This window comes from Pseudomonas sp. QS1027 (genome assembly GCF_002814235.1).
GTDB lineage: Bacteria > Pseudomonadota > Gammaproteobacteria > Pseudomonadales > Pseudomonadaceae > Aquipseudomonas.
Window position 1 is genome coordinate 99,273 of the sequence record NZ_PHSU01000034.1, and the last position, 12,375, is coordinate 111,647.

Here is a 12,375-nt window from a genome sequence, read left to right on the forward strand (position 1 = left end):
CTAGGAATAAAAAGTGGGGATCGGCAGCGTCTGGTTCAAAGCCCAGTCGCCGAGTTCCTGGAGTTTGTAGTCCAGCGGGTCGTGCAGGCTCTGGGTCCGCAGGTTGCGCCAATGGCGGTCCAGCCGCAGGGAGGCGTGGGTCGAGCGGGCACCGGTGACTTCGAACAGTTTGCTGCACAGGGCCAGGCCTTCGCGGTTGGCGGCGACCTTGGCGGTGGCGATGGCGATCGCCAGGTTTCCACGTTCTTCGCTGCTGAGGTTCTGGCCCTTGGCCCAGGCCTGGTCCAACAGTCCGGCGGCGCGCTCCACCAGCAAGCGGACACCTTCGAGGGCGACCCAGAAGTCACCGTAGTGGTTGAGTACGTAAGGGTCCTGGCGAATATCCCGCGCGGTGGATTTGAACCAGGGCCGGGTTTCGTCGAGGGTGTATTGCCGTGCCTCTTCGAAAGCGCCTTCGGCAATGCCGAGGAACATATGGGTCAGGGTCAGTTGCGCGATCAGTGGCCGCAGACAGGCAAAGGGTGTGCTCAAGGGACCGGGATCGAGCAGCAGCTCGGATTCCTCGACCCGCACCCGCTCGAAGCTGGCGCTGCCGCTGTCTGTCTGGCGCTGGCCCATGTTGTGCCAGTCGTCATGCAGGGTGATACCGCTGCGCCCGCTGGGAATGGCGGCGATCAGCAACTTGCCGCCGGCACTTTCATCCACCGCCGAGGCGATCAGCATCTGCGAGTCGCTGGCGCCGGAGCAGAAGCTTTTCTTGCCGGAGAATTCGCGCCAGCCGCCGAGGTTGCGCACCACCGTGCGGGTGTCCAGCGGATTGAGGGCGTTGCCCCAGAACCAGTTCTTGCGTGCGGTCTGTTCGAACCAGGGTTGCCATTGTTCCGGACGGGAGAACAGGCGCACGGTGGCCAGCATCAGGTGATGGAAGCCGAAGACATGGGCAATCGAGCTGTCGACCTTGGCGAATTCGCGGACCACGTTCAGCGTCTCGCTCCAACGGGCCCCGAGGCCGCCGTACTGGGTGGGGATGCTCAGGGCCAGCAGGCCGCTGTGGCGCAAGGCGTCACGTTCGGCTTTCGGCGTGCCACCGCGCTCGTCGCGCTCGACGGCGGTCAGGGCAAATTCGGCGGCCAGCTGCCGGGCGGTTTGCAGAGGACTCAACAGGGCGTTGCGTGGCTGGGCGGTCACGGTTCAGGATCCTGTGGCTTGGGTCGGCAACACATCGTTGGCGATCATTTCGCCAAACGGCCCGGTCAGGTTGGTGATGCCGCGTCCGGCCAGGCTGGCATAGGGCTCGGGCAGCAGCGGGAACACCAGCTCGGCAAAGCGATAGGCTTCTTCCAGGTGCGGGTAGCCGGAGAAGATGAAGCTCTCGATACCCAGGTCGGCGTATTCCTTGATGCGCTCGGCCACCTGCTGCGGATTGCCGACCAGGGCCGTACCGGCGCCGCCACGGACCAGGCCGACACCGGCCCACAGGTTCGGCGCGATCTCCAGGTTGTCACGCCGTCCGTCATGCAGCGCGGCCATGCGCCGCTGGCCTTCGGAATCGAAACGCGAAAAGGATTTCTGGGCGGCGGCGATGGTTTCGTCGCTGATATGTTCGATCAGTTTGTCCGCGGCCTTCCAGGCGTCTTCCGCGGTTTCCCGGACGATCACATGCAGGCGGATGCCGAAGCGCACGGTGCGGCCCTTGCGGGCGGCGCGCTCACGCACGTCGGCCAGCTTCGCCGCCACGGCGGCCGGTGGTTCGCCCCAGGTCAGGTAGACATCGACCTGATCGGCGGCCAGGTCGTGGGCAGCTTCGGACGAGCCGCCGAAATACAGTGGCGGATAAGGTTTCTGTACCGGCGGGTAGAGCGCCTTGGCGTTCTGTACGCGAAGGTGCTTGCCTTCGAAGTCCACCGCTTCGCCTTGCAGTACCCGGCGCCAGATCTGGAGGAATTCGTCGGTCACTTCGTAGCGTTCGCCATGGTCGAGAAAACTGCCATCGCCACGGTTCTCGTCGGGATCGCCGCCGGTCACCACGTTGATCAGCAAGCGGCCGTTGGACAAGCGGTCGAGGGTCGCGGCCATGCGTGCCGAGACCGTCGGCGAGATGATCCCGGGACGGATCGCCACCAGGTAACGCAGGCGTTCGGTCAACGGCACCAGGGCCGAGGCGATGACCCAGGAGTCCTCGCAGGAGCGTCCGGTGGGAATCAACACGCCGTGGTAGCCGAGGTTGTCGGCGGCCTGGGCCACTTGTTTCAGGTAGTTGAGGGTCACCGGGCGCGCGCCCTGGGTGGTCCCCAGGTAATGGCCATCGCCGTGGGTCGGGAGAAACCAGAAAACATCCATGACAGTTCCTCAGGCGATTTTCAGCAGGGGTTTGGCGTGTACGCCGAACAGGGCGGTGGCGCGGTCGGCGGCCAGGCGGATTCGAGCCTTCAAGGGTTCGCTGGTGATTTGATAGTTGGCAAAATCGGCCTCGGTGGCGTAGACGCCGATGGGCAGGGTCAGCGCCTGGAAGAAACTGAACAGCGGGCGCAACTGGTGATCCAGCACCAGCGCATGTCGCTCGCTGCCACCGGTGGCGGCCAGCAGCACCGGGGTGTCGATCAGGGCGTTGAGGTCGATCAGGTCGAACAGGTGCTTGAGCAGGCCCGGATAGGAACCGCGATAGACCGGCGCGGCGACGATCAGCAGGTCGGCGTTTTCAATGGCCTGCAGCTCGGCCTCGACCTCGGCGCCCAGTTCGGCGCGGGACAACGCCGAGCCCAGGGGGCGGGCGATATCGCCCAGCTCGATCAGGTGGCTTTCGATGGGCAGTTGTTGCGCCAGCTCCGCCAGTACCGCCTGGGTCAGGACCAGGGTGCGGGAGGGGCGGTAGGTACCGCCGGACAGGGCAACGACTTTCAGTGTACGGGACATGATCAGTTCCTTTTCAAACAGTTGCTCAGCGAGCAGGGTCAGTGACAGGGCATCAGCAAGAGCTGTACCAAGCTCCCAGGTCCCGTGTTTACGGGCGTCTGGCGTGGTGAGCGAGGTGCCGTGTGCTGGCTGGCGGACTGTTTTGTTGATCGACTGTTGGTGGGCGAACAGTTGCCCGGGCAACAGCGGACAAGGTGTGGGAACTGTTGTAAGGGTTTTTTGATATTCCGTAAACGAACGTATTTCCATATTTATAGTTCGTTTGGAAATATATGGTGCCCCCGGCCCGGAACGACCGAGGCGATCGATAGCGACTATCGAGACGGGTGATTTTTGCCCTGACGGCGCGCCGGGTAGCCTGTGTCCATTGCCTCACGCCAGGTTCTTGGGAGTTGCACCATGAAACACTCATCCATGCTCTTGCTGCTGCTCGGTCTTTCGTTGCTGGGCGGCTGTGCCAGTCATTCGTCTCCCGAACTGCGGCCCTATAGTGCTGAAGAGAGCCGGGAACTGGCGCTGGAAGCCCTGAACCGTCGCGGGCTGTCCTTCGATGAATACCAGCAGCAGAAGGCGCAACTGATGGGGCAGCCGCGGAAAGCCCAGGGTTTTGACGATCAGGGCGAGATCAGCGCCGATCGCGGCAGTCACCGACACAGCCCTCAGAGCTGAAAGCCAAAGGCTTGTCCCAGCTCCTGCACGATTGACACTCGCAACACTTTCCCCGGGCCTGTAAGCTGGATTTCAGGAGCGTTCCTACGCACTTTTAAATGAAAGTTATCTTTCTTTAATCGTTTTCCATCGGGTATAGCTGTCCGCCCAACCACCGTGTTGGTGATCAGCAAGAGATCGATCCGCGGGACACGCTTTATGAGTCTTTTTGCCATGAATGAACTTCCTCTGTATTTCGACTATGCCGCTACCACGCCGGTGGATGAGCGGGTGATCCGGGTGATGGTCGAGTGTCTCGGCTTTTCCGGTAATTTTGGCAACCCGGCGTCCAGCTCCCATGCCTTCGGCCAGCGCGCCCGGCAGACGGTCGAGCAGGCCCGGCAACAGGTGGCGAGCCTGGTGGGCGCAAGCCCCGAGCAGATCGTCTGGACCTCCGGGGCCACCGAATCGAACAACCTGGCCCTCAAGGGTGTGGCCCAGGCCCGTGGGGTCAGCGGCGGGCATGTGGTCACCAGCCAGATCGAACACAAGGCGGTGCTCGATACCGCCCGGCAGCTTCAGGAAGCCGGTGTCGCCGTCACCTACCTGGTGCCGAATGCCGAAGGCTTGATCACCGCGGCGATGGTCAGTGAGGTCCTGCGCGAGGACACCTTCCTGGTCTCGCTGATGCTGGTCAACAATGAACTGGGGACCCTGAATGACATCGCGGCCATTGGCCAGCGGGTGCGTGAACACGGCGCGCTGTTTCATGTGGACGCGGCCCAGGGCGCGGGCAAGGTGGCGATCGACCTGGCCGCCTTGCCGGTGGACCTGATGTCGTTTTCCGCCCACAAGGTCTACGGGCCCAAGGGCATCGGTGCGTTGTACGTCGGCCCACGCGCGCAGCAGAAACTGCACGCGCAGATCCACGGCGGCGGCCATGAAGGTGGCCTGCGCTCCGGCACCCTGGCCACCCACCAGATCGCCGGCATGGGCAGTGCCTTTGCCCTGGCCACCGAGCACCTGGAAGAAGAAATCGCCAGCATCGGTCATCTGCGCCAGCGCTTGCTCGAGCAACTGGCGGATGTCCCGGGCCTGCGCCTGAACGGCAGCCCGACTGAACGCATCCCCCATACCCTGAGTCTGACCTTTGCCGAAGGCGAGTTCGACGGCGCGGCGTTGGGTCGGGCCCTGGCCTATTCGGCGACGTCGGCCTGCAACTCCGCGAGCCAGGCGCCGTCCCATGTGCTGCTGGCACTGGGGCACGATGCGCGCCTGGCTGGCCGGACCATTCGCCTGAGCCTGGGGCGTTTTACCTCTGAGCAGGACATCGACCGCGCCGCCGCGGCGATCAAGGCAAGCCTGAGTGCACCGGCGCCGTTCTGGGCGATTGCCCAGCCGTGAGAGCGTCGGATAATAATTGAATAATAAGTGGTTAGCAGGAGACACGATGAGCACGCAGACCCCGAGTCAAGGAACCGTTCCCGAGCGGCTGGCACGTACCCGCGAACTGATGCGCCGTGAAGGCGTGCAGGCCTTGCTGGTACCGTCGGCCGATCCGCACCTGTCGGAATACATGCCGGCTTACTGGCAGGGCCGCAAGTGGCTGTCAGGTTTCCAGGGCTCGGTCGGTACCTTGATCGTGACGCCGGAGTTCGCCGGCGTCTGGGCCGATAGCCGCTACTGGGAGCAGGCGACCAAGGAGTTGGCCGGCAGTGGCATCGAGCTGATGAAGTTGGCGCCGGGGCTGCCCGGTCCGCTGGACTGGCTGGCCGAACAGACCCCGCCAGGCGGTGTGGTCGCGGTGGATGGCGCGGTCATGGCGCTGGCGTCGGCGCGGACCCTGAAGGACAAGTTGCAGGCCCGCGGCGCGCAACTGCGCACTGACCTCGACCTGCTGGGCGTGATCTGGGAAGACCGGGACGCGCTGCCGAACCAGCCGATCTACCAGCACCTGCCGCCGCAAGCGACGGTCAGCCGTGGCGAGAAGCTCGTGCAGCTGCGCAGTGAGTTGAAAAACCGCGGTGCCGACTGGCACTTCATCGCCACGCTGGACGATATCGCCTGGTTGTTCAACCTGCGCGGTGCCGACGTGACCTTCAACCCGGTGTTCATTTCCTTTGCCCTGGTCAGCCAGGAGCAGGCCACGCTGTTCGTGGCCCTGGACAAGGTGAGTGCCGAGCTTGCGCAGGTGCTCAAGACCGATGGCGTGACCTTGCGTGACTACCGTGATGTCGGCGCGGTACTGGCCGGCGTGCCGGCGGGGGCGAGCCTGCTGGTCGACCCGGCGCGGGTGACGGTCGGCCTGCTGGATAACCTTGGCAAGGAGGTGACCCTGGTCGAAGGGTTGAACCCTACGACCCTGGCCAAGTCCCGCAAAAGCCTCGACGATGCGGTGCATATCCGCCAGGCCATGGAGCAGGACGGCGCTGCGCTGTGTGAATTCTTTGCCTGGCTGGAGACCGCGTTGGGTCGCGAGCCGGTCACCGAGCTGACCATCGACGAACGCCTCACCGCCGCCCGTGCGCGACGTCCGGGGTATGTGTCGCTGAGCTTCAATACCATTGCCGGCTTCAACGCCAATGGGGCGATGCCGCACTATCACGCCACCCAGGCGGAGCATGCGTTGATCGAGGGCGACGGCCTGCTGCTGATCGACTCCGGCGGCCAATACCTGGGCGGCACCACCGACATTACCCGGATGGTGCCGGTGGGCACGCCGACGGCCGAGCAGAAACGCGATTGCACGCGGGTGCTCAAGGGCGTGATCGCCTTGTCCCGTGCGCAATTCCCTCGCGGCATTCTTTCGCCGCTGCTGGACCCCATCGCCCGGGCGCCGATCTGGGCCGAAAGCGTGGATTACGGGCATGGTACCGGCCATGGTGTCGGTTACTTCCTCAATGTGCATGAAGGCCCGCAGGTGATCGCCTATCAGGCGGTGCCGGCGCCGCAGACCGCCATGCAGCCGGGGATGATCACCTCCATCGAGCCAGGGACCTACCGTCCGGGCCGTTGGGGCGTGCGTATCGAAAACCTGGTGTTGAACCGGGAAGCGGGCAAGAGCGAGTTCGGCGAGTTCCTCAAGTTCGAAACCCTGACCCTGTGCCCGATCGATACCCGTTGCCTGGAACCGTCGTTGCTGACGCAGGAAGAGCGTGACTGGTTCAACGCCTATCACGCCGAAGTGCGCGAGCGTTTGAGTCCGTTGCTGGAGGGCGCGGGGCTGGAGTGGTTGAATACCCGTACGGTCGCGATCTGACCGATGACCTCGGGGCCTGACTCAGGCCCCGAGGGCATCACTCATATAATCGACAAACGCCTTCACCCTGGCGGACTGTCGGCGATTGGCCGGAAACACCGCATGGATCGGCAACGACTGGGTCTGATAACCCGTCAGGATCGCCATGACCCGCCCCGCCTGCAGATCCTCGGCGAACAGCCACACCGGCGACAGCGCAATGCCGAGCCCGCCCAGGACCATTTCCCGAATCGCCTCCGAATTGTTGCTCTGGGCATTGCCCTTGATGCGTACGCTGTGGCGCTGCCCGTCCTTTTCGTAGTGCCAGAGGTTCTGGCTGCTCAGCAGATTGAATTGCAGGCAGTTGTGCTCGCCCAGTTGTTCCGGGGTTTGCGGTTCGCCCCGGCGCGCCAGGTACGCGGCGCTGGCGACGGTGATCCGCTGGGTATCGCCGATGCGCCGGGCGATCAGGTTGCTGTCGCTCAGTTCGCCAATGCGCAGGCTGACATCCAGACCTTCCTCGACCAGGTCCTGGTTCTGGTCGTTGAGTTGCAGGTCGATCTCCAACTGCGGATAGCGGGCGAGGAAGTCCGGCAGTCGGCTGGCGATCTGCAAACGACCGAAACTCACCGAGGAGCCGATGCGCAAGCTGCCGGCGACCTGTTCCCGGCCCGACTGAAAACTGTGTTCGGCATTGTCCACGGCAGCGAGGATCTGTCGGCATTGTGCGTAGTAGCGCTGCCCCTCATCGGTCAGTGACAGTTGGCGGGTGCTGCGCGCAATCAGCTTGCCACCCAGTTCGGTCTCCAGGGCCTTGAGGATTTTGCTGATGGTCGGCTGGCTGGTTTGCAGTTCCCGGGCCACGGCGGAAAAACTGCCGCGCTCGACGACCCGGACAAAAATGGCCATTGCATTGAGTTTATCCACGGGACGCCTCATTCATGCCAAAAGGGCATGATCACTATAGCAATAGAGCGTCTTATCGGCATGAGTGGCGGAGCGCATGATCGGTCTCACTTCCACTGATCGAGATCGCCGACATGTCCCACTCCCTTGAAATGAACGCTTTGCTGGTCGACGCCGCCCATGCGCCGCTGCGCCTGGTTTCCATCGACCGTCCCGCACCCGCGGCGGGTCAGGTGTTGGTCCGTATCAAGGCCAGCGGCATCAATCCGTTGGATGCCAAGATCCGTGCGGGTCAGGCTGGCCATGCCCGCCAACCGTTGCCGGCTGTTTTGGGCATGGATCTGGCCGGGGTTATTGAATCCCTGGGTGAGGGGGTCAGTGACTGGGCGGTAGGTGACGAGGTGTACGGGTTGGCCACCGGGATCGGGGGTGCCCAGGGCTCGCTGGCCGAGTTTGCCGCAGTCGATGCCCGACTGCTGGCGCGCAAGCCGGCCAACCTGAGCATGCGTGAGGCCGCGGCATTGCCGTTGGTACTGATTACCGCCTGGGAGGGGCTGGTCGATCGTGCCCGAGTAGGCGCCGATCAGTCGGTGTTGATTCATGGCGGAGCCGGTGGGGTCGGCCATGTGGCCGTGCAGATTGCCAGGGCTTTCGGCGCCAGGGTCTTCGCCACCGGTTCCGCCAGGCATCAGGCCCGGATCGAGGGCTTTGGCGCGACCTTTATCGATTATCGGCAGCAGGGCGTGGAGGAGTATGTCGCGCAGCATACCGCTGGCGAGGGTTTCGATATTGTCTATGACACGGTGGGCGGCGAAACCCTGGACCGCTCGTTCCAGGCGGCGCGGACCTATCACGGGCATGTCCTGAGCTGTCTCGGTTGGGGGCAGCACAGCCTGGCACCGCTGTCCTTTCGCGGGGCCACCTACTCCGGGGTGTTTACCTTGCTGCCGTTGCTGAGCGGTCACGGGCGCGAGCATCACGGGCAAATACTGGCGCAGGCCACTCGGTTGATCGAAGCCGGTCAATTGAAGCCTTTGCTCGATCCTCGGCGGTTTACCCTGCAAACCGCCGAGGAGGCTTATACCTTGCTGGCCAGTGGCGCGGCGCAAGGTCGGCTGGTGATCGAGATCTAGGGGCTTCAGTCCTGGAGCAGGGCTTCGCGGACGAAGTCGAGGCGGTCCTGGCCGAAGAACAGCTGATCGCCGACAAACAGACTCGGCGCTCCAAATACACCACGCTGCAGGGCCTGGTCGGTCTTGGCCTTGAGAGCGGCCTTGACCTCTTCGTCCTGGGTCAGCGCGAGGATCTGCTGTGGGTCGAAACCTTTGTCAGCCAAGACCTGGGCGACGGTGGCCGGGTCGTTCAGGTTGCGTCCGTCGACCCATAGGGCGCGATAAAGGGTGTCGACGAATTCGACAAAGCGTTCCGGTTGGCGCAGCTGCACGCCGGTGGTCGCGCGCATCAGCAGCAGGGTATTGATCGGAAAGTACGGGTTGTAGCGAAAGGCGACGCCGTAACGGTGGGCATAGCGTGTCAGGTCCTGGATCATATAGAGCCCCTTGACCGGTATCTCGGCCGGAGAGGCGTTGCCCGTGGCCTTGAATACGCCGCCCAGGAGCATCGGCTGATAAACCAGCTGGCTGTCGGTCTGTTCGCAGAGGCCGGGCAACTGGGTGTACGCCAGGTAGGAGGCCGGGCTACCCAGGTCAAAGTAGAACTCGACGGTTTTTTTCATGGATAAAGCATCCTTGTTGTTATTGTCGTGGGCTTGAGCTTACCAGCGTTCATTCCAGGGGCGCAGATCGAGCTCGAAGGTCCAGGCGTCGCGGGGCTGGCTGTGCAGGTACCAATAATTCTCGGCGATATGGGCGGGGTCGAGAATGCCGTCCTGATCCTTGAGGGCATACTTTTCCGGAAAGCTGGTGCGGATGAAGTCGGTGTCGATGGCACCGTCGACCACCACGTGGGCCACATGGATATTCAGCGGGCCCAATTCCCGCGCCATGCTCTGGGCCAAGGCCCGGATACCGTGCTTGGCACCGGCAAACGCGGCAAAACCCGCCGCCCCGCGCAGGCCGGCGGTGGCGCCGGTGAACAGGATCGTGCCGCGTTGCCGGGTGACCATGCGCTTGGCGACTTCGCGGGCATTGAGGAACCCTGAGAAACAGGCCATTTCCCAGATCTTGAAGTACTTGCGCGCGGTTTCTTCAAGGATGCTGCAGGGCACGTTGGCGCCGATATTAAAGACAAAGGCTTCGATCGGGCCGATCTGGCTCTCGATCTGTTCGATCAGGGCGATGACGTCCTCTTCCTTGCGCGCATCGCAGGCAAATCCATGGGCTTCGCCGCCAGCCTGCTGGATGGCCTCCACCAGGGGTTGCAACTTGTCGGCACTGCGCCGCGTGACGCAGGCGATAAACCCTTCGGCGGCAAAACGTTTGGCGATGGCGCCGCCGGTAGCGTCGCCGGCGCCGACGACCAATACGACTTTCTTGTTCTGGGTGGCAGTAGTCATGTGTGGATCGCTCTTTAGTAAACGGTCGTTAACTAAACGTACGTTATGCTACGATTGATCCAGCGTCAAGGCGGTCAACAGGAACGGCACCATGCGTTATTCCCTCAGTCACAAGCAGCAAACCCGTGAGCGGCTACTCGAAAGCAGCGCGCTGTCGGCGAAACGGGAAGGTTTTGCGGGCGTCGGCGTCGACGGCCTGATGAAAGCCATCGGCCTCAGTGGCGGGGCGTTCTATGGCCACTTCTCGTCCAAGGACGAACTGTTCAGTTCAATTGTCGAGCGGGAATTGAGCCAGAGCCTGGTGCGACTGGGCGGGGAGGGTGAGCCCGATCAAGCGCAGCTCAAGCGTTGCCTGAAGCTGTACCTGAGCATGAGCCATGTCGAGCAGCCGGAGAACGGTTGTGCGTTGCCCGCGCTGGGGGCGGAAATCGCGCGGGCGGATCTGGCGGTGCGCCAGCAGGCCGAAGACTGGATCTACCGGTTGCAGCAGCGCTGGGCACAGGCGCTGGGCAGCGAAAGCCAGGCCTGGTCGATTCTGTCCCAGTGCGTGGGGGCACTGGTGGTGGCGCGAATGCTGGTGACTGCGGACATGCAGCGCCAGGTGTTGCGATCGAGCCATGACGAAATCAATCGGCAACTGGCAGGGGCGGTCTAGGGCTCAGCGCGGACGGCTTTTTGCAGATGATGATCATGCTGCGGCTGGTATAGCCCGCCGGGTTGATGCCGAACGGGTAGTCGCCCGGGTCTTCCACGGCGTCGCCGGATTTGGCCAGCACTTTATAGCCGTTATCGCTGCAGGAGTCGGCGGCTTTGGTGTAGCACTTTTCCCAGGAAGAGGTCAGCCCGGAACAGTTGATATGCACGCCACGCTTACCGTATTTCATCGGTTTCGAGGTCGCGGCGCAGCCGGCGACGGCAAGTACTGCCAGGACTATCAAGAAGCGTTTCATTACCTTCCCTATCTCTGCCCCCGGATCAATTCGTCCGGTTTGGCTTTTTCGTGCCGCCTGATTCTTCCTTGAGGCCCTTGTCCAAAATATCCAAGGCTGGCATTGAGTTAGGTGTAAACATGTCTTATTTGAGCGGCAAATACCAGAGCTGACTCACACTCTGTTTCAATCGACCGCGACGGGCGGTGCGGACTCCTTGCGCAGGGTCAGCGTGGCGCCCACGGAGGCGCAGATAATGCAGGCGATGGCGAGCCACTGGGCAACGGACAGGTACTCGTGGAGGAACAGCATCCCGGACAGCGCACCGAAGGAGGGCTCGATGCTCATCAAGGTGCCGAAGGTGCGCGCGGGCAGGCGCGTCAGGGCGACCATCTCGAGGCTGTAGGGCAGGGCGGTGGAGAGGATGGCAACACCGATGGCCGCCGGGATCAGGGCTGGGGTGAGCAGCGCGGCGCCGGCGTGGACGATGCCGATGGGGGCGATGAACAGGGCTGCAATCACCACGCCGAGGGCGGCGGTTTGAACGCCGTTGTCGTGGCCGGCTTTCTGACCGTAGAGGATGTACAGCGCCCAGCAGACGCCGGCGCCCAGTGCATAGCTCACGCCGACCAGATCAAGGCTGGCGCTGGCGGCCCCAGTGGGGATCAACAGCAGCAGGCCACTGACTGCCAGGGCGATCCAGAGAAAGTCGATGGCCCGGCGTGAGGCGTAGATTGCTACCGCCAGGGGGCCGGTGAATTCCAGGGCGACGCCGATGCCCAGGGGCACGCTTCTCAAGGACATATAGAAGAGGAAGTTCATGCCGCCCAGGGCGATGCCGTAGATGATCACGGTGCGCAGGGACTTGGCGGTGAACTTGGCTCGCCAGGGGCGCAGGACCAACACCATGATGATGCTGGCAAACACCAGGCGCAGGGTGGTGGTGCCCTGGGCGCCGACAATCGGGAACATGCTTTTGGCCAGGGAAGCGCCGGATTGAATCGAGGCCATTGCGATAAGCAGCAGGCCGACCGGGAAAAGTGTCGAGGCCAGGCTGCGGGACGGCTGGGTCATGGGGAGGGTGTCATCCGGGCTATAGAGGGAGGCGGGTGTATATGATGCGGAACAAACTGCTGATGAGCAATATATTGCTCATCGATGCCCGCGTTCTTCTATATAGGTAGGGCTTGAGGCGTACCTCGCCGTTGTAGGAGCCGGCTTGCTGG

The 12,375-nt window shown here is 63.2% G+C and carries 14 protein-coding genes; 5 read left to right on the plus strand and 9 right to left on the minus strand.

Annotation, left to right across the window (positions count from 1 at the left end; genetic code table 11):
• From CWE01_RS28675 to msuE, 3 genes are read right to left on the minus strand one after another with little or no spacing between them, the layout of a single operon-like run.
• Positions 1-1,188, minus strand: a complete 1,188-nt coding sequence (locus tag CWE01_RS28675; RefSeq protein ID WP_100943941.1) for an acyl-CoA dehydrogenase family protein — start codon at positions 1,186-1,188, stop codon at positions 1-3.
• Between the two features lie 3 nt (positions 1,189-1,191).
• Complete coding sequence (ssuD, locus tag CWE01_RS28680) at positions 1,192-2,340, minus strand: FMNH2-dependent alkanesulfonate monooxygenase (RefSeq protein ID WP_100943942.1); 1,149 nt, start codon at positions 2,338-2,340, stop codon at positions 1,192-1,194.
• A gap of 9 nt (positions 2,341-2,349) precedes the next feature.
• Entirely contained in the window at positions 2,350-2,913 is a 564-nt protein-coding gene (gene msuE, locus CWE01_RS28685) for an FMN reductase (protein WP_100943943.1), read from the minus strand.
• Positions 2,914-3,312: 399 nt separating this feature from the next.
• On the opposite strand from msuE, the gene CWE01_RS28690 reads away from it, so the two are divergent.
• A complete protein-coding gene (locus CWE01_RS28690) occupies positions 3,313-3,582 on the plus strand; it encodes a hypothetical protein (protein ID WP_100943944.1) in 270 nt (89 codons plus the stop codon).
• Here CWE01_RS28690 and CWE01_RS28695 read toward each other — a convergent pair.
• Positions 3,573-3,797, minus strand: coding sequence for a hypothetical protein (locus CWE01_RS28695; RefSeq protein ID WP_100943945.1), 225 nt, complete (start codon positions 3,795-3,797; stop codon positions 3,573-3,575). The genes CWE01_RS28690 and CWE01_RS28695 overlap by 10 nt on opposite strands.
• On the opposite strand from CWE01_RS28695, the gene CWE01_RS28700 reads away from it, so the two are divergent.
• Positions 3,796-4,965, plus strand: a complete 1,170-nt coding sequence (locus tag CWE01_RS28700) for a cysteine desulfurase family protein (protein WP_100943946.1) — start codon at positions 3,796-3,798, stop codon at positions 4,963-4,965. The genes CWE01_RS28695 and CWE01_RS28700 overlap by 2 nt on opposite strands.
• 46 nt (positions 4,966-5,011) lie before the next feature.
• Positions 5,012-6,820 (plus strand): aminopeptidase P family protein, encoded by a 1,809-nt coding sequence (locus tag CWE01_RS28705; protein WP_100943947.1) that lies wholly within the window; start codon positions 5,012-5,014, stop codon positions 6,818-6,820.
• A 21-nt stretch (positions 6,821-6,841) separates the two neighbouring features.
• On the opposite strand, the gene CWE01_RS28710 is transcribed toward CWE01_RS28705, so the two are convergent.
• Positions 6,842-7,738 (minus strand): LysR family transcriptional regulator, encoded by an 897-nt coding sequence (locus CWE01_RS28710; RefSeq protein WP_177145132.1) that lies wholly within the window; start codon positions 7,736-7,738, stop codon positions 6,842-6,844.
• A gap of 101 nt (positions 7,739-7,839) precedes the next feature.
• Between CWE01_RS28710 and CWE01_RS28715 the strand changes: the two genes are divergently transcribed.
• On the plus strand, positions 7,840-8,838 hold the full coding sequence (locus CWE01_RS28715) for a zinc-dependent alcohol dehydrogenase family protein (RefSeq protein ID WP_100943949.1): 999 nt from the start codon (positions 7,840-7,842) through the stop codon (positions 8,836-8,838).
• Positions 8,839-8,843: 5 nt separating this feature from the next.
• Here CWE01_RS28715 and CWE01_RS28720 read toward each other — a convergent pair whose 3' ends face one another.
• Positions 8,844-9,440, minus strand: coding sequence for a 2-hydroxychromene-2-carboxylate isomerase (locus CWE01_RS28720; protein ID WP_100943950.1), 597 nt, complete (start codon positions 9,438-9,440; stop codon positions 8,844-8,846).
• A 39-nt stretch (positions 9,441-9,479) separates the two neighbouring features.
• Positions 9,480-10,220, minus strand: coding sequence for an SDR family oxidoreductase (locus CWE01_RS28725; RefSeq protein WP_100943951.1), 741 nt, complete (start codon positions 10,218-10,220; stop codon positions 9,480-9,482).
• Between the two features lie 91 nt (positions 10,221-10,311).
• On the opposite strand from CWE01_RS28725, the gene CWE01_RS28730 reads away from it, so the two are divergent.
• Positions 10,312-10,875, plus strand: coding sequence for a TetR/AcrR family transcriptional regulator (locus CWE01_RS28730; protein ID WP_100943952.1), 564 nt, complete (start codon positions 10,312-10,314; stop codon positions 10,873-10,875).
• Here the strand turns inward: CWE01_RS28730 and CWE01_RS28735 are convergent.
• Both CWE01_RS28735 and rhtA read right to left on the minus strand, forming a co-directional pair.
• Positions 10,847-11,170 carry a hypothetical protein gene (locus CWE01_RS28735; protein ID WP_100943953.1) on the minus strand — a complete coding sequence of 108 codons (324 nt, stop codon included), beginning with the start codon at positions 11,168-11,170 and terminating at the stop codon, positions 10,847-10,849. The genes CWE01_RS28730 and CWE01_RS28735 overlap by 29 nt on opposite strands.
• A 165-nt stretch (positions 11,171-11,335) precedes the next feature.
• Entirely contained in the window at positions 11,336-12,223 is an 888-nt protein-coding gene (rhtA, locus tag CWE01_RS28740; RefSeq protein WP_100943954.1) for a threonine/homoserine exporter RhtA, read from the minus strand.
• Positions 12,224-12,375 lie beyond the last annotated feature (152 nt).

Coding starts and splice junctions, on each gene's coding strand:
- ssuD (WP_100943942.1), bottom strand. CDS start 2,340: ATGGATGTTTTCTGGTTTCTCCCGACCCACGGCGATGGCCATTACCTG.
- msuE (WP_100943943.1), bottom strand. CDS start 2,913: ATGTCCCGTACACTGAAAGTCGTTGCCCTGTCCGGCGGTACCTACCGC.
- CWE01_RS28690 (WP_100943944.1), top strand. CDS start 3,313: ATGAAACACTCATCCATGCTCTTGCTGCTGCTCGGTCTTTCGTTGCTG.
- CWE01_RS28700 (WP_100943946.1), top strand. CDS start 3,796: ATGAATGAACTTCCTCTGTATTTCGACTATGCCGCTACCACGCCGGTG.
- CWE01_RS28695 (WP_100943945.1), bottom strand. CDS start 3,797: ATGGCAAAAAGACTCATAAAGCGTGTCCCGCGGATCGATCTCTTGCTG.
- CWE01_RS28705 (WP_100943947.1), top strand. CDS start 5,012: ATGAGCACGCAGACCCCGAGTCAAGGAACCGTTCCCGAGCGGCTGGCA.
- CWE01_RS28710 (WP_177145132.1), bottom strand. CDS start 7,738: ATGAGGCGTCCCGTGGATAAACTCAATGCAATGGCCATTTTTGTCCGG.
- CWE01_RS28715 (WP_100943949.1), top strand. CDS start 7,840: ATGTCCCACTCCCTTGAAATGAACGCTTTGCTGGTCGACGCCGCCCAT.
- CWE01_RS28720 (WP_100943950.1), bottom strand. CDS start 9,440: ATGAAAAAAACCGTCGAGTTCTACTTTGACCTGGGTAGCCCGGCCTCC.
- CWE01_RS28725 (WP_100943951.1), bottom strand. CDS start 10,220: ATGACTACTGCCACCCAGAACAAGAAAGTCGTATTGGTCGTCGGCGCC.
- CWE01_RS28730 (WP_100943952.1), top strand. CDS start 10,312: ATGCGTTATTCCCTCAGTCACAAGCAGCAAACCCGTGAGCGGCTACTC.
- CWE01_RS28735 (WP_100943953.1), bottom strand. CDS start 11,170: ATGAAACGCTTCTTGATAGTCCTGGCAGTACTTGCCGTCGCCGGCTGC.
- rhtA (WP_100943954.1), bottom strand. CDS start 12,223: ATGACCCAGCCGTCCCGCAGCCTGGCCTCGACACTTTTCCCGGTCGGC.